This is a genomic window from Streptomyces sp. V4I8 (assembly GCF_041261225.1).
Classification (GTDB): Bacteria; Actinomycetota; Actinomycetes; order Streptomycetales; family Streptomycetaceae; genus Streptomyces.
The window spans coordinates 40468-55422 of record NZ_JBGCCN010000003.1 but is presented as its reverse complement, the minus strand read 5'-3'; the positions used below and the strand labels follow the sequence as shown (position 1 = coordinate 55422).

General features: G+C 66.9%; 10 protein-coding genes and 2 pseudogenes. 4 read left to right on the top strand and 8 right to left on the bottom strand.

Annotated elements, in window-relative coordinates:
• Positions 1-532: 532 nt before the first annotated feature.
• Positions 533-712, bottom strand: coding sequence for a YegP family protein (locus ABIE67_RS48530; RefSeq protein ID WP_370270878.1), 180 nt, complete (start codon positions 710-712; stop codon positions 533-535).
• A gap of 135 nt (positions 713-847) precedes the next feature.
• On the opposite strand from ABIE67_RS48530, the gene ABIE67_RS48525 reads away from it, so the two are divergent.
• The gene (locus ABIE67_RS48525) at positions 848-1843 is read left to right on the top strand and encodes an IS630 family transposase (protein WP_370270877.1); all 996 of its coding nucleotides are present in this window, start codon (positions 848-850) and stop codon (positions 1841-1843) included.
• Positions 1844-2143: 300 nt separating this feature from the next.
• On the opposite strand, the gene ABIE67_RS48520 is transcribed toward ABIE67_RS48525, so the two are convergent.
• From ABIE67_RS48520 to ABIE67_RS48495, 6 genes and pseudogenes are all read right to left on the bottom strand, one after another.
• On the bottom strand, positions 2144-4108 hold the full coding sequence (locus ABIE67_RS48520) for an IS1634 family transposase (protein ID WP_370270876.1): 1965 nt from the start codon (positions 4106-4108) through the stop codon (positions 2144-2146).
• 186 nt (positions 4109-4294) lie between these two features.
• A complete protein-coding gene (locus tag ABIE67_RS48515; protein ID WP_370270875.1) occupies positions 4295-5437 on the bottom strand; it encodes an IS4 family transposase in 1143 nt (380 codons plus the stop codon).
• Between the two features lie 295 nt (positions 5438-5732).
• Complete coding sequence (locus ABIE67_RS48510) at positions 5733-6476, bottom strand: IS6 family transposase (protein WP_370270874.1); 744 nt, start codon at positions 6474-6476, stop codon at positions 5733-5735.
• Between the two features lie 35 nt (positions 6477-6511).
• A pseudogene (locus ABIE67_RS48505) lies at positions 6512-6945 on the bottom strand (transposase); the annotation flags it as partial.
• Positions 6946-6991: 46 nt separating this feature from the next.
• Positions 6992-7882: a hypothetical protein gene (locus tag ABIE67_RS48500; protein ID WP_370270873.1), complete on the bottom strand. Its 891-nt coding sequence runs from the start codon at positions 7880-7882 to the stop codon at positions 6992-6994.
• Between the two features lie 78 nt (positions 7883-7960).
• Positions 7961-9706: an IS1634 family transposase gene (locus ABIE67_RS48495; RefSeq protein ID WP_370270775.1), complete on the bottom strand. Its 1746-nt coding sequence runs from the start codon at positions 9704-9706 to the stop codon at positions 7961-7963.
• A gap of 1164 nt (positions 9707-10870) precedes the next feature.
• Here ABIE67_RS48495 and ABIE67_RS48490 point away from each other — a divergent pair.
• The 3 genes and pseudogenes from ABIE67_RS48490 to ABIE67_RS48480 form a co-directional block, all read left to right on the top strand.
• A pseudogene (locus tag ABIE67_RS48490) lies at positions 10871-11227 on the top strand (transposase); the annotation flags it as partial.
• A gap of 42 nt (positions 11228-11269) precedes the next feature.
• Positions 11270-11728 carry a transposase family protein gene (locus tag ABIE67_RS48485; RefSeq protein ID WP_370270996.1) on the top strand — a complete coding sequence of 153 codons (459 nt, stop codon included), beginning with the start codon at positions 11270-11272 and terminating at the stop codon, positions 11726-11728.
• 202 nt (positions 11729-11930) lie between these two features.
• Complete coding sequence (locus ABIE67_RS48480; RefSeq protein ID WP_370270872.1) at positions 11931-12815, top strand: SGNH hydrolase domain-containing protein; 885 nt, start codon at positions 11931-11933, stop codon at positions 12813-12815.
• A 618-nt stretch (positions 12816-13433) separates the two neighbouring features.
• Here ABIE67_RS48480 and ABIE67_RS48475 read toward each other — a convergent pair.
• Positions 13434-14861 carry an IS1380 family transposase gene (locus ABIE67_RS48475; protein ID WP_370267871.1) on the bottom strand — a complete coding sequence of 476 codons (1428 nt, stop codon included), beginning with the start codon at positions 14859-14861 and terminating at the stop codon, positions 13434-13436.
• Between the last annotated feature and the right edge of the window lie 94 nt (positions 14862-14955).

Sequence of the window (14955 nt, the reverse complement as noted above, 5' to 3'; positions counted from 1 at the left end):
ACGCGGCTGAGCAGCCGCAGGACTGCAATGGCCGAGTGCGGGCACAGCGTGCTGCCGGAGACGTCCTCGGTCCGGGTGAGGTGCCGGCCAAGTCCCGTGCGGCCTCGTCGGGATTCTCGCTACGGTGCGGGATCAGCAGAACCGCCCGCCCCCTACCCGGACGGAGAGGCGGGGCGATGGTCGCGGGACGCCTCGTGAGCTCAACTGGTGGGCTGTTTCCGCCTGTTCGGAGGTTGACGAGCAGAACCCGTGGCCCGTCTGGAGCGTCGTGTGGGCGCCGGGTCCCTTCCCGCTGGCCTTCACGAGGGTGGCCGCCCGCCACACTCTCCAGAGAGTTGATCAAGTCCGTTCTCGTGTCCGCCGGCACATGGGCCCGGCTGTCCGCCACAGGGAGGAGACCGTGGCATTGAACCCTGTGCCCAGCACGAGAACTGCGTTGGGTGTGGCTTTGGCGCACCCAACTGCGTTCCTGCGCAAGCCGACGCCCTGCCGGGATGGCAGGGCGTTGGTGGACCAGCCGTCCGGCCGACGTCTACTCCTCCTCGATCACGGGAGCATCGGGGGCGTTCTTCTTCACGGACTCGATGCCGTTGAGGCAGGAGGCCTTGCTCTCGTATGCCTCGCCAACCGCGATGATCTCACCGTTTCCGGCCTTGAGGCGAAACCGGTACTTGCCTGCTTTGTCCTTGTAGACCTCGAACTTGCCTGCCATGACCTGTACCCCTCTCGCGTGCCCCCTGGTGGCGGGGCCTTCGCCCCGCAGAGGTGAGCACCGTTGCATGTGGTTATGCGCAAGCATCATGTGGTTAATCCAAAACGGTTCGGGTTCTGCGTCGTTGTTCGCAGCGTGAGTGAGCTAGTGGGAGACGCGCGGCACTTGTCACCGCCGGCGCAGGAAGCGCTGCGGTTGCGGGCGGTGACCGCGCTGGTCGAGGGACACTCCCGCGGGGACGTGGCAGAGATGTTCAGGGTGTCCCTGAAGGCGGTCGACGGGTGGTGGGCGAAGTGGCAGGCGGGTGGACGTGAGGCGCTGGCGGCGCAGCCCCGGGGCAAGCGGGTCGGGGACCATCAGCTGATGTCACAGACCGAGCAGCAGGCAGTGCGGCAGGCCATCCTCGACCACCGGCCATGTGACCTGGGCCTGAACGGGCAGCTGTGGACACGCGACCAGATCGGCGTGCTGATCGCCAACCTGCACCAGGTCCGCCTGACCGAACCGGGGGTGAGCAAGTACCTGCACAGGTGGGGACTCTCCTTCCAGCGGCCGGACAAACGGGCCACCGGGCAGGAAGCAGACGCGGTGCGATGCTGGCGCGAAAAGATCTGGCCCACGATCCGGGCGAAAGCGAAGAACGAGAACGCCCAGGCCCTCTTCGTCGACCAGATCAGCATCCACACCGGCCGAGTCACCGGAGGGACCCCGGGCGAAAACGACCGCCCACCGGCCCTGCCCCACACCGCCAACCGGTTCTCGGCCAACGGGATAGCCGCGATCACCAGCAGGGGACAGACACACTTCATGGTCCACACCGGACAGCTCGACACGCGAGTCCTATGCCGCTTCCTGGAACGCGTCACCGAACACTTCGGCAAAAGGATCCACTTGATTGTGGACAGCCACCCAACCCATCACTCCCCCATGGTCCAGGACTGGACCACCGTCTACCCCGACCGGATCGAACTGCACTACCTGCCGACAAGGCCGTATCGGTCAGCGCAGACCGGCCAGCCGGTCCGGGCAGCGCACACGCATCACCGTCACCGTCGACACCTGGCAGGCCGCGACGTCCGCAGTCATGTGTCCTGTGCCGCCGAACCCTGGCCGCGTGCCATCGAAGTCTGACCGGCATCATCCCTGGTCAGCAGGGTGCGATCCCGTGTGGCCTTCGGGTCGCCACATTCGACCGCGCAACCCGAGTGGCCCTCCCTTGGTGTCGAGGCCGGTCGCGGCGAGTCTCTGACGCGTAAATAGGTCCAGGTCAGGGGTTGTTTGGGCAGGGCTGAGTGTCCGGTGGCCGCAGCGGCTGCCCCTGAGTTCCACAGTTAGCGGTGTCGACTAGGGAACGAAAACGTGGGTTGACCTGCTGAAACGCCTGTGAGCACGCCGAGATGGCGTGTCACTAGGTGGGGGGATAGTGCCTGGTCAGCGGCCTGCGGTCAGATCGATGATCTTCTTGGGCGGGATGACGTTCAGGGCGGTGAAGATGTCGCGCTGGGGCTTGGTGAGGTCGGTGGACTGGCGGAAGGTGCCGGCCGGGCCGGTGTAGGTGACCGCGTGCAGGCGCTGGAGTTCGGCGCGCAGGCGGTTCCAGGTCTGGCCGGTGGAGGTCTCGGTGACGCGGATCAGCAGCAGGGCGAGCCAGCAGAGCAGGACGTGGGCGCGGATGCGGTCCTCGCGGCGGTGGTAAACGGGGCGGAGATCGAGAATTTGCTTCATGTCGCGCCAGCCGCGCTCGACTTCCAGGAGCTGTTTGTAACCCAGGGCGATGTCCTCGGCCGACAGCTTCGGATCCGAGGAGCGCAGGAGGTACTTCCCGTCGAGGTTGGCCTCGGCGGCGATCTTCTTCTTGTCCACCCGCAGCAGCCCGCTCGGGGTGGTGCGCAAGAACCGTTTCAGGCCGGGCTTGGTGGACAACACCCCAGCCAGCTTGTCGCGTTCGGGCCTGGGCAGCTTGTCCGTGCCCTCGATCGCCTCGGTGAGCTGGGTGACCATCCGCTGACGGATCGCGGCGTCGCGGGTGGCCTGGTCGGGGTTGAAGCAGATCACGAACCGGTCGTCGGTTCCGATGTTGACCTCCTTGACCTGGAGGTTGTCGCGCACGGACGCATAGCGGCCCTGCCGCGAGAGGGCGGCGCGTACTTCGGGTGATCCGGTGCGGAGTTTCTCGCCGATGATGTAGCCGCCGCCTCCGCGCATCAGCGCCCGGCGGTTGGCGGCGGAGGTGAAGCCGCGGTCGGCGACCCACACGATCTTCGACAGTGTCCACTCGCGCAGGTCGTCGCGGACCTGCCGGATCAGGGCCTGGTCACCGGTGTTGCCGGGCCAGGACCACACCCGCACCGGGATCCCGTCGCGGGTGACGGCCATGCCAATGACGACCTGGGGCAGATCGTCGCGGGAGTCCTTGGACTTGCCGTGGGTGCGGAACCCGTCGTGCCGCACCGCGTCTTCGGCCGGCGCGTCGGCGGCCAGGCGCTCGCCGTGTTCGTCGCGGGCGACAGGTTCGTCGGCGTCCTCGGTCTCGAAGTACGTGGAGGTGGTGTCGAAGAACAGCAGGTCCACCTCCAGGTTGAGCAGGTCGGTGACCTGGAAGTACGCCTCCTTGGCCAGGGCCGGCTCGATGGTCAGCAGGTAATCCATGGCTCGGTAGCAGGCTTCGTCACTGATCGCCTCCAGGCCGTCTATGTGGACGTCGTCGGCGATCCACTCGGTCGCGGCGAGCTTGCTGGAGGCGGCCAGGGCCCGGTTGGCGACCAGCGCGAACAGCACCCGCTCGACGCGCGGATCCAGCCGCCGCCCGGCCAGTTGGCGGTGCACGACACCGTCGAGGCCGATCCGGTGCCAGAGTCCGTCCAGCGCGTGCACCCCGCCCCACGGCCTGGAACTGATCAGTGACAGGGCCAGCCAGGCCGCGTCGCCGCCAGCCGGGACGATCTGTCCGCTCCGGGCAGCGAGCGCGGCGGTGAAGAGGCGGTCGGCGATGCCCGCCCGGGCCGGCAGGTCGAGCTCCGCCAGGGCTGCGATCAGACGGTCGACGAGTTGCTGCTCGCCGCCCCAGTAGCGGGACGGGCCTCGGGCGGGCGCGGCGATCAGCCCGGGGCGGATCACTTCCAGGCGGGGCATGACCGTTCCCTCGAGATGGCGGAGGGCGGGTTCGAAGGCCTGCATCTCGGCGGCGAGGTCCCGCTCGACGACGCGCAGCTGCGGGCAGCGGGCCTGCGCCACGCGGGCGCGCATGCGTCGGCGTACCCCGGCTCGGCGTGCGGCTTCCGAGCACGCCACCACGGCGTCGCGGTGGACAACCGCGACCGGCTCTTCGCTGAGGGCGCCGGCCACGATGACCGGGAAGTCGGGAATCCAGCCAACGATGCGGCGAGACTCGCGCATCGTTGCTCACCCCACCACGCTCAGGAGGGCACGCCTCTGGTGTGCGGAGCCCTCCACGGCGGCAGGCTCCCCAGGACCTCCGGCCGGGCCTCGGCGGGCTGGATCGGGGCGGCCGCCCCGTCGGGGCCGGGCAGCTCTCGGCGTACCGTGGCGCGGCCGCCGCGCCACGGCCGACGGCCGCCACTTTCACCCGCCGTCCCTGCAGTAGACCGTGTCCGCCGCCGACGCCCTCCCAGGTCGCGGTGACTTGACGAACGAGATGCGGTCCGGGTCGATGCCGTGACCGTCGGCGAGCCGCATGATGATGCCGGTCAGGCAGTAGTGGACGATCAGGTGTGCCCATACTTCCTGGCGCACCAGTGCCGGGTCGGCCGACCGCAGTACTTCCTGCCGGCCGCGCTGGAAGGTCTTGAGCTGGCGGTATGAAGATTCCGCCTCCCACCTCTCGTGATACAGGGCCGCGAGTTCGTCCGCGGGGTAGGTGTCTGTGTCGAAGAGATCGGTCAGGAGCCGGATCACCTCGCCGCCGTCGACGCGGTACTCGATCACACGGACCAGTACGCCGCCCGGGTGCGCGCCTTTCTGCCCGCCGAGGTTCATCCGCGCCAGGTAAGTGCCGTCGGGCAGGCGCTGCACCGGACGACGCGCGACGCAGGAGCGCGCCCGCAGCAGAAGGTGTGCACCGGCGGTGGTGTATGCCTTCCACAGTTCCACTCCGGGAAAGCCCCGGTCCATGATCACGAGCATTCCGTCGGCCGAAGCAGCCATGGCGACGGCCAGGTCGCGTTCGCCGCCGTTGAAGCCGCCCACCCGTGCGTCGATGGCGGCGTGGGTGCCGGTCTCGGTCAGTGTCACGACCCGGACCTGCGGAAATCCTCCTGGTTTTCCGCGCGAGTCCTTCGGGCCGCCGAAGGCGTGCCGGTTGGCCTCGTTGTCCGGCACGTCCAGCAGGAACCCGTCCACCGCGGCAAGACGCATCCCCCGCCAGAAGGATCCCGCCAGCCCGGGCGGGGCCAGCGGCCCGGCCAGTCTCCGGAACAGCATCTCCAGCACCTCAGGCCCCAGACGCTCCCGGGCACGGGTGAACGACGCCCTGTTCGGGATGTGTTCGCCCATCCCGGCGATCGCGCCCGTCAGGTTCTCCGCGACATCGTCATAGGAGTCCTGATGGAACAGGGCCAGGGCCAGCGTGAAGTACACCGTGAAGCCAGCCGGCAGAGCACCCGGCCGCCGGTCCCGCTTGCGGCACCCGCCCAGCACCTCGTCCACCAGCGCTGGCGTCACCCACCGCGTCAGCAGCCCCAGCCGTACCCGATCAGACAGCCCCACCCACGGATGACCCATGCCTGACCCATGCCCGGCCACGAGCACCACCCCACGGTCTCACCGGACACCCCCGCCAACTCCACCATTCAAACAACGGCATTGCGTGACGTACATGAGGTGCGGTCCCTGGGACGTCAGGTTGCACGCCGTAGGAGGACGACGACGCTCTCGCCCATGGGCGTGTCAGTGACTCCGTGTAAGTCCAGGGGGTTCACTTGAGGGGGGCTTGTCAAGTTGCTGTTGTGGCAGGTGAGTTGGACCGTGCTGGAGTGTCGGGTGGTGCGTGGTGGCTGTGGGTTCAGCCGGTTGTGGCCAGGAGGGTGGTGCCGGTGATCTGGTGCCAGATGGTGTGGCGGTTGGGCATCTCGGTGCGGCAGGCGGAGGCGGTGAGCTTGTGGCGGCGGGGCCGGAAGTGGGGTGAGATCCGGGAGAAGCAGGACAGGAGCCGCTGGGCCGCACCCACACTGCGGAAGCCCTGCATCGCGTACTCGCGCCGGCGCGTGGGGACATGGCTGCTCTCGGCCCGGTTGTTCAGATACTTCAAGCTTCGGTGCTCCACTGACGGCATCGCCTCGCGGTGGGCGGCGCCGTAGGAGCGGAGCCTGTCGGTGACCACCACTCGCGGCACGGTCTCGGTGCCCTTGAGGAGCCTGCGGAAGAACCGCTTCGCCGCGGCGGTGTCCCGCCTGTTGGTCACCAGGACGTCCAGCACGTTGCCGTCCTGGTCGACCGCCCGCCACAGATACCGCTGACGCCCGTTGACCTTGATGAACACCTCGTCCAGATGCCACCGGTCCCCCGGACGGGGCTGCCGACGGCGCAGCCGCGCGGCATACTCCGGGCCGAACCGCTCGCACCAGGCCCGGATGCTCTCGCAGGACACCTGGATGCCGCGCTCGAACAGCAGCTCCTCCACGTCTCGGAAGGAGAGCGGGAAACGGTGGTACAGCCAGACCGCGTGCGCGATCACCTCGGGCGGGAACCGGAACCCTTTGTACGACGGCGGCGTGTCCACGAGCAGGCCCCCCACAACGATCTCCATGAAGATCATCTCACGCCCCACCGCACAACCTGCCAAGCCCCGGCGGCGCGGATGCGGTCCTCGACCCCGTCGCGCTGAGGGTGCCACAGTTCGAGCGCCGCGATCGCTACGTCCTTGGTGTGGGTGGCGAAACAGGTCAGCCGCATGCCGTCGGCATCGGTGAAGCGTAATTGGGCGCCGGGGTGCGGCCGTTCCTTGCGGACGATCTGCTGCATCGCCTTGGGCCGGCCGGTCATGCAGTCGCGGCCAAGGCGCCGTCCCGGATCTCGCCGTACGGCTCGAGGGCCGGCGTCCAGGTCGATGCCGGTATCTTCAGAACAGCCTGGTGGATAACATCGGTGATGGTCATGCCGAGTGAGTAGGACAGCCACCGGCCGCGGGTGGAAAGCAAGTCGGCAAACTCGTGGGTGCCCCCGCCCGAGTCGGTGCGCACCAGCGTCTGCCGTCCCCGCCGGTACCTTTTCGGCAGGGGGAGGGCGCTTGGCATTTCCGGAACCACAGGCCTGCCCTGGCCTTTACGCCTCCGGCTGGCTCATTGCATCACTGCTGGTGAATGAGCTGTCACCGTCGGCCTGGGGCCAGGCGAGGGACGGAGTATCGCTCCCACTGTTGAGCGCGTCGTTGAGGCCCTCCGTGAAGCCTTGGGTGGCACCGTCGGCCATCGCCTTGGCTTGCGAGGCGTCCCCACCCAAACTGCTGAATCCATCGGTGAAGCCGCTTCTGAAGGCCTCGGCCAAATTGGCCCCTTCTTCCCCCTGCAAACTCTGCTGGGCCGGAGGCTGCGCCTGCTGCTGTCGGACAGCGTCAGCCCACGCCTTCAGCTGCTGCGCCTGCTGAGGCTGCTGCGCCTGCGCCTGCTGCGCCTGCGCCTGCTGCGCCTGCGCCTGCTGCGCCTGCGCCTGCTGCGCCTGCGCCTGCGGAGCCGACGAACCCGATGAACTCGCGGTGCTCGACGACGGGGTCTGCTGCGTCGACGAACCCGACTGCGGAGCCTGCTGAGCCTTTTGGGCCGACTGGGCCAGCTGACTCACTGCAGCCACTATCTGCTGGCCCAGTGCCGCCCATGGCTGCTGGGCCGACACCGAGGCAGCCGACTGCGAGGCAGCCGACTGCTGCGCCGCCGCGGGCGTCTGTTGACCCGAGACCTGAGCCGACAAGACTGCAGCCAAAGCACTCCGCTGCTCCGGGGTGAGCTTGGAAACCGCCTGATCCAGCCCCTGCAACTGCTCCTTAGGAAGCTGCCCCAACACCTGCTGCGCCGCCGCCGGCGCCTGCTGACCCGAAACCTGAGCCGACAAGACCGCAGCCAAAGCACTCCGCTGCTCAGCAGTCAGCCCCGAAACCACCTGCTTAAGTTCCTGCAACTGCTCCCTGAGTTCCGCAGCTGCAGTGTCGCTATAGTCCACGAAAAGGTGTGTTGACCTGCGGATATGCGTGATCGCACGCCGGATCGGCGTGTGTCTAGGCGTGGGCGTTCGTGCTGGTCAGGCGGGTGTGCCGGGTTCCAGGGTGATGATGCGCTTGGGTTCGGTGACGCCGAGCTTGGCGAGGATGGCGCGCTGGGCGGTGCTGGTCTCGGTGCGCTGGCGGAAGGTTCCGGCAGGGCCGGTGAAGGTGCCGACGTGGATGCGCTCGAGCTCCTCACGCAGGTTCAGCCAGGTGTCGTCGCAGGTCGTCTCGGCGATGCGGATCAGCAGCAACGCCAGCCAGCAGAGCAGGACATGGGCGCGTATCCGGTCTTCCTTGCGGTGGTAGACGGGCCGCAGATCGATGATCGTCTTCATATCGCGCCAGCCTCGCTCGACTTCCAGCAACTGCTTGTAGCCGGTCGCGATGTCCTCGGCGGACAGATGAGGGTCGCTGCACCGCAGCAGGAACTTGCCGTCCAGTCGCTCTTCGGCTTTGATCGCCGTCTTGTCGACCCGCAGCAGCCCGCCGGGGGTGGCGCGAAGGAAGCGGTGCAGGCCGGGCTTGGTGGACAGCTTCCCACGCAGTTCCGCGCGCTTGAGCGGCTTGAGCTTGTCGGAGTCCTTGATCGCTTCTTCGAGCTGGGCCAGGAGGTCGGCACGGATCGCAGCGTCGCGCTTGGCCTGGTCGGGGTTGTGGCAGATCACGAACCGGTCGGCGGTATCGGGGAGTTGGACTTGCTTGACCTGCATGTTGTCGGCCACGTGCGCGTAGCGTCCCTGGCGCGACAGGGCCGCTTGGGCGGCGGGTGAGCCAGAGCGGATCTTCTCGCCGAGGATGTAGTGGCCTCCGGCCCGCTGCAGGAAGCGGCGGTTGGTCTCGGAGGCGAAACCGCGGTCGGCGACCCAGACAACCCGGGTCAGCTTCCACTCGCGCAGGTCCTCACGGACCTGGCGGATCAATGCCTGGTCTGCGGTGTTCCCGGGCCAGCTCCAGATTCTGATCGGGATGCCGGTGCGAGTGACGGCCATGCCGATGACGACCTGCGGCAGGTCGGGTCGGTGGTCCTTGCTCTTCCCGTAGGCGCGGAACGACGCCGGTTTCTCATCGTCGCCGGTGCTTTCGGCGGCCTGGCTCGACTGCGTCGTGTCGGCCGGCTCGTCAGGAAGGCGGCGGCCGTGTTCGTCGCGGGCAGCGGGGGTGTCGGCTTCGCCGGTTTCGAAGTAGGTGCTGGTGGTGTCGAAGAACAGCAGGTCGACTTCGAGGTTGAGCAGGTCGGCGACCTGCCAGTAGACCTCTTCGGCGAGTCTGTCCTCGATCTTCAGGAGCCAGTCCATCGCCCGGTAGCAGGCGTCGTCGCTGGTGGCGGCGAGGCCCGGGATGTGGCTGTCGTGCTCGATCCAGCGGGTGGCAGCGAGCTTGGAGCTCGGTGCCAGGGCCCGGTTGGCGACCAGCGCGAACAACACCCGCTCGGCGGCCGGATCCAGACGGCTGCTCGTCAGGAGCTTCTTCATGACCGTGTCGATGCCGATGCGGTGCCACAGGCCATCCAGGGCGTGGGCGCCACCCATCGGCCGCGAGGCCAGGAACGTCAGGTCCGCTCCGGAGGTGGCCCGCAGGGCGGCGGCCGGGTCCAGGAGCTTGGCGAGCGAGGCGACCAGGCGCTCAATGCCGGCACGGTCGAGTTGGTCCTCGCGGCCGAAGCTGTGCAGCACCTGCGGGCGGGAGGTGCCAGTGGCGGCGTCCCACTCGTTGTGCGCCAGTTGCAGGTAGCGCACGGTCGAGCCGTCCTTGTTCTTCCGCGTCGTCGCCCGTACGTACATGGTTCCAGACCTTAACAGCATTACCGCAGCTCAACGCATAGTGATCAAGCGGAACGTGTTACTAGGCGATTCTGGCCTTTCCACCAGGCCGGAATCCCCTCACCTGCGACAACGCCCTCCTCCCTGCCAGGCCCCCGCCATTAACTGCGGAACGCAGGTGCTCCTGAGGAAGCTGAGCCAACACCTGCTGCGCCGACGTCTGTGCCTGCGCCTGCGAGTCCGCAGCAGGCGCCGTCTCCGCCGCCAGAGCCTGCCCCGCAGTGACCGCCCCCCCCCCGCCGCAATCGTCAACCCGACCACCGCCGCTCTCACACCTAAACGACCCGGCACCCCGGGCAACCCCCGCGACGCCCCAGCCCTGCGATGACGACCCGACACACCACGACTCGAACGAGCACCCATGATTCTTCCCTTTCCCTCTCCTTTACAGACAACGGAACAGCAGCCACCGCAGAAGCTGCCAGCCACACCACCGGAGCCCGGCGAGGGGCGGAGCCACCAACTACTGCTGAACCTCGCCGATTGGCCTGAGCAGACAACTGGTTGATGGCCCGAATATCTCGGCGAGACGGCCTGTCAGCGAGACAATCACATCAATCCGCCGACGTCACCCCCCGACCGGCCAGGCACTCCGTTACGCAAGAAGAGACGTGATCCAGGACAAATCAAGAAACGAAACAGAACAGCTCCTCGAGGCAAAGAATGTTATGCACGGCGTGCCAAGACAGCCTGCCCCGGAACAGCACGCGACCAAAGGCAGTCTTATCCCAGGCACCCGCCCAGGCGACGCAAGTCACAATGCCGGCGACAGCGATGATCAGCGGAGATTTTCCGGCTACATGGCGCAGCAACGAGAGATCTTCCCGCTCAATTGGATCTATCCGCCTGTACTTCAGGCACAGACCGCCACTCGCGAGAACCGCCCTTCTCCGCCGTACAGCAGGGCGCCACGCACGCCCGATCAGTGCACGCAACGATCACACTCGCGAACACAGCTGGCACCTTGCTGCCCATATCGGGGAAGACGTGCCCCAATCTCGGCCGCCGAAGAAATACCTGGAACCGGCCCGACGGCCAGTGAACAAGCGAGAACGGAGCGGTAACCGCCGCCACGCAGAGCACGAGTCGGGAAGTGCCCAATAAACGGCGGATCCGATGATCAATCTCCCACTGGAAGACGGGGAGTTCCTCTATCTCGCGACCGTGCTGGACTGCTTCAGCCGCAAAGTCGTCGGCTGGTCCATCGCCGACCACATGCGCACCAGCCTGGTCACCGACGCACTGCAGATGGCGGCTGCGACCCGCAGCAGCCTGGACGGCGCTGTGTTCCACTCCGACACGGAGCCCAATACGGCTCCAAGGGCCTTCGCCCGTCTATGCGACCGGCTCGGAGTGACCCGGTCGATGGGCGCGGTCGGCACCAGCGCGGACAACGCGTCCTGCGAGAGTTTCCACGCGTTCCTGAAACGCGAGACCCTCCAGGGCGCCCGCGACTACGGCGACGTCGGCACCTGCCGTGCGCCCTCTGCCCGTGCGGCAGGCAGTGCTGACTTGTCGATCAAGGTGGGCCTTTCCCCCGCTCTCCATCGGGTGTGTCCACAATTGATTTTGGACACACCCTCTCTCCCCCTGCCCGCCGTGCGGTGCAGGGCTACCTGGGCTCAGGCGGGCCCCGGGCGCGTCATTTTGTCTTCCCGTCAGGGTGGCCGGGCAGGGCGGAAAGCCTCTGCCCTGTACAAGGCTGCGGCCGACGGTCTGCCCACCCTCGCCGACAGCGGCTACCAGGGTGCCGGGATCGGCATCCACCACCCGTTCAAGAAGCCCCGCGGTGGCTCCCACCTGCAGCTTCACTTCGACACCCGCACCTACAACGCGCTGTTGCGGGGCGCGCGGGCGCTGGGCGAACGGGCAGCAGCCGAGCTCAAGGAACGCTGGCGCACCCTCAAGCGCATCACGCTCAGCCCCAACCGCATCGGCGCCATCACCAAGGCCGCCCTCGTCCTCAACAACACCTGGCGATGACTTCCATTGAGAAAACCTCACTGGCGCACCAACCTCACCCTGCGCCAACTCGTGCCGCTGTCCGGCTGCCGACCGCATCACCGCAGTCTGACCGATTCCACCGACCGTGTAAGGTCGCCATGCAAATCATCATAGCCATCGCGCCGGACGCATCGGAAAAGACGTTGGCTTATTCGAGAAACTGGACAAAGGGAATTTACCTATGTTCACACAGTCATCATGTCGTTGGAAGTCCTTCCCCCTCTACCTCCCCGTACTGCTGCTGGCAGTCGTTGGTTGTGGCGTAGAAGGAGATGTCGCTGCCGGAGGGGCTCAGGGGGCAAAGTCGGCGCGTTCCGCAACTCCGGCATCCCCATCCGCTCCGGCGTCTTCGCAAGGGCCCTTAACCGCAGAGCTGCCACCTATTGGGGACGCCGAGCTCTCTCCAGCCGTTCGAGGAAAAAAGGTGCTTGTTGTGGGTGACTCCTGGGCTGAACGGTTGGGGGAAGGAATGGTCAAGGTCGCCTCAAGCGGAAATGTAATCGTGAACGCTGGTGTGGGCGGGTGCGGAATCATGCTGCCAGATTTGGTAGACGGGGAAAGGGTGAGGAGTGACTGTTTGGAGTGGCCGCAGAAATGGCCTGAATACATTGCGAAATACAGGCCGGATGCTGTCCTGCTGCGAACGACAACCTGGGATCTGCACCCGCAATCCTTCGACGGGGCTGGCGTCCAGCTCACCATTGAACACCCAGGTTTTCGTAGGAGATTCGAAAAAAACATGGGGAAGGCTATTGATATTCTCGCGAAGAATGGCACGCCTGTCTATCTAACTACCGACAAGCTGCAGGAGGAAGGTATCTGGAGGTCCTCCTCGATCGAAATGAACAAGGTCATTAAAGAGGTCTCTCAAAAATATAAGAGCAGAGGTGTGCATATTCTGGATCTCGCTGAACAGCTGTGCAACCGCGACGACTGCCCGTCAGTGATCGACGGTCGAAGGCTGTACGACGAGACCAGTCACCCCGTCGGCTGGAGCCGCGACCGGCTCGCCACCTGGATCCTCAACTCCATGTTCGCCACTCGCTCCACAGGCGCCACATCCTGACCGGGACGATCGCCGGGTTCGTTGATCTTTCCGGGGCGGCTGTGGGGTCCGGGGCGTCGGTGTCGTACATAGGGTTCAGGTTTCGGCGGCGATCATCTCCATGTGGTGTGGCTGTACTTCCGTTTCCCGCTCAGCTGGTGCGAGGTGGAGGCACGGCGCTGTCAACTTGATTGGGGTGGGGGGGCTGGTTGTGGTGTGGCAGGTCGTGGTGAGGGCGAGCGGCGGCCTTGGTCCAGCCTGCCGTGGCCAGGGTGGTGACGCCGGTGATGTGTGGTCCCAGACGGCGAAGCGGGTGGTCATCTCGCCCGGTAATCGGGCGCGGTCATCAGGTGATGGCGGGGTCGGAGGGCGAGATCCGGCTGAATGCGGTGAGGAACTTCTGGACTGACCGGGGTGAATGGGAAGCCTTTCATGGCGTGTTCGCGCTGGCGGGTGGGCTGGTGTGAACCTCGATTCGTCAGCGGGTTTCGGTCGCTGAGTGATCCGGCGGTTCGCCCGTAATGTCCTCTGCCGTTGGAGGACGGGCCGTCGCGTAACGCCGCGGGGTGCGCCGGGTTCCACAGGCCCGGAGACTGCGGTCCTCCTCCTTCCTGGTCCTGGTCGGGGCGGGGCCGGCTGTCAGGTGACGGCCGGAAGCTGTGTGAGCCTGCTCCAGCAGGTGGTGAACGCCTTTGCCCAGGGCCAGGTCCGTTCGATGCGCAGGTAGCGGCGTCGGGCGTGGTCGGCGAGGCGGGCGGGCAGGTGGTAGAGGCGGAAGCGCATGGTGTCCGGCTCGGCGTGTTCGAGCCCGTCCTGGTCGTGCAGGGTGAGCAGCCGCAGCCAGGCGTCGAGATCAGCCGCGAGGTTGCAGGCAAGCATCCATCCGGCGTTGACCTGCCACGACTTGGACGGGAGGTTGTGCAGGCCCATGGCTTTGCCGGTGCGGATGCGATCCTCGACCTCGGCGTGGTCGCGGTGCAGGGCATCGAGGAACTGGACCTGGTGCGAGCCGGGGATGCCCCACAGGTGCCGGATATTCGTCGCGGTGATCGAGTAGCGCCAGCCGGTCTGTTTCTCGAAGTCGGTCAGCTTCTTGTGCTGCCGCCGTGAGGGTCTGACCCGGCGGACGATCAGCCGCATCCCCTGGGGCCAGCCCTCGCGGGTGTTCACCCCGGTCAACTCGGCGACCTGGTAGCCCTCCTGGACGCTGCCGTCCTGGTGCAGGGAGGTCTCCCATGCGCTTTCGGGGAGTTTCGCGATCGCCGCCTCGTCCTCGGGCGTGATCTTCCAGCCGACGGTGTAACGGACCGTGCGCCGCTTCGTGTTCAGTGACTCCAGGTGCTCCAGCAGGCCGTGCGTGGCCCCGGCGCCGTCGACGCGGATGAGGAGCTTGGCCTGCGAGGAGCCGGGGACCTGCTCCAGACAGGCCGCCAGCACGCGCAGGTGGTCCTCGACGGTGTTCGCCCCGGCATTCCCGCAGCGCAGCTCCATTGCCAGGCTCTCACCGGTGTTCGCGCACCAGCCGGCCAGCGGGTGGAAGCCGAACGTGCCCTTGAACGTCGCCGCTGCCCCTTCCTTCTTCGAAGCGGCAGTGATGACCGTGGCGTCCAGGTCCACGACGATCCAGCCCTTCAAGTGCCGTCCGGCAACGGTGAGATAGGGGAAGCCGCCCGGCCGCAGATGCAGCAGGCCCCACACCTGGCGGCGCACCCGCCGCCGCACCTTCGCGATCTTTCGCAGCGTGTGTTCGTCGAGGCCGGCCAGCACCCGGCGCATCGTCGAGTCCGACACAGCCGGGCCGAAGAGCTGCTGGTGGTGCAGGTGGAGCTGCTCGGCCTCCAGCAGACTCCGTGCTCCGAGCACGATCGCCACAGCCAGCTGGACCAGCACCCCGCTCCGCTCCCGCCACCCGGCCGCCGTACTCGACGGCAGCACCCGGGCCAGTCCACCCGTCAGCCCCAGGCGGTCGGCCAGTTTCCGCAGCAGCACCGCCCCCGCGTGCCCTACCAGCTTCTTCCCGTCAGCAGCCACGGACAGCCGACGGTCCCACCCTGTACTCTCGACCACCAGAAAGGTGCCTTGCTCTCTGCAGCGGATACGACGTAGACACTCGCATCCTCGCAGGTCAACGGCACCTTTCTGCTGTCAGGCTGTCAGCTCA

Excerpts from the sequence above, each read along its gene's own strand:
- ABIE67_RS48510 (WP_370270874.1), bottom strand. The coding sequence starts at position 6,476 with ATGGAGATCGTTGTGGGGGGCCTGCTCGTGGACACGCCGCCGTCGTAC.
- ABIE67_RS48530 (WP_370270878.1), bottom strand. The coding sequence starts at position 712 with ATGGCAGGCAAGTTCGAGGTCTACAAGGACAAAGCAGGCAAGTACCGG.
- ABIE67_RS48480 (WP_370270872.1), top strand. The coding sequence starts at position 11,931 with ATGTTCACACAGTCATCATGTCGTTGGAAGTCCTTCCCCCTCTACCTC.
- ABIE67_RS48495 (WP_370270775.1), bottom strand. The coding sequence starts at position 9,706 with ATGTACGTACGGGCGACGACGCGGAAGAACAAGGACGGCTCGACCGTG.
- ABIE67_RS48520 (WP_370270876.1), bottom strand. The coding sequence starts at position 4,108 with ATGCGCGAGTCTCGCCGCATCGTTGGCTGGATTCCCGACTTCCCGGTC.